Annotated in this window: 2 rRNA genes; both read left to right on the top strand. The window is 49.4% G+C overall.

What is annotated here, in order from left to right:
* A 23S ribosomal RNA gene (locus ACY191_RS06730) occupies positions 1–739 on the top strand; the annotation flags it as partial.
* 78 nt (positions 740–817) lie between these two features.
* Positions 818–877 (top strand): 5S ribosomal RNA (rrf, locus tag ACY191_RS06725); the annotation flags it as partial.

Here is an 877-nt window from a genome sequence, read left to right as displayed (position 1 = left end):
AGGCGTTGGTGGGATACTACCCTCGCTGTGTTGGATTTCTAACCCGCACCATTTATCATGGTGGGAGACAGTGTCAGATGGGCAGTTTGACTGGGGCGGTCGCCTCCTAAAGAGTAACGGAGGCGCTCAAAGGTTTCCTCAGAATGGTTGGAAATCATTCATAGAGTGTAAAGGCATAAGGAAGCTTGACTGCGAGACCTACAAGTCGAGCAGGGTCGAAAGACGGACTTAGTGATCCGGTGGTTCCGCATGGAAGGGCCATCGCTCAACGGATAAAAGCTACCCCGGGGATAACAGGCTTATCTCCCCCAAGAGTTCACATCGACGGGGAGGTTTGGCACCTCGATGTCGGCTCATCGCATCCTGGGGCTGTAGTCGGTCCCAAGGGTTGGGCTGTTCGCCCATTAAAGCGGTACGCGAGCTGGGTTCAGAACGTCGTGAGACAGTTCGGTCCCTATCCGTCGTGGGCGTAGGAAATTTGAGAGGAGCTGTCCTTAGTACGAGAGGACCGGGATGGACATACCTCTGGTGTACCAGTTGTCGTGCCAACGGCATCGCTGGGTAGCTATGTATGGACGGGATAAGTGCTGAAAGCATCTAAGCATGAAGCCCCCCTCAAGATGAGATTTCCCAACTTCGGTTATAAGATCCCTCAAAGATGATGAGGTTAATAGGTTCGAGGTGGAAGCGTAGCGATACGTGGAGCTGACGAATACTAATCGATCGAAGACTTAATCAATTTTATAAACCGTTTTGATTGGTAATTATATTTTACTTACTATCTAGTTTTGAATGTATAATTTAATACATTTCATTGTCTGGTGACAATGGCAAGGAGGTCACACCTGTTCCCATGCCGAACACAGAAGTTAAGCTC

This window comes from Staphylococcus sp. TCBT05 (assembly GCF_055179755.1).
Note: the sequence above shows the minus strand (reverse complement) of the source record. Positions and strands in the feature narration are given on the sequence as shown.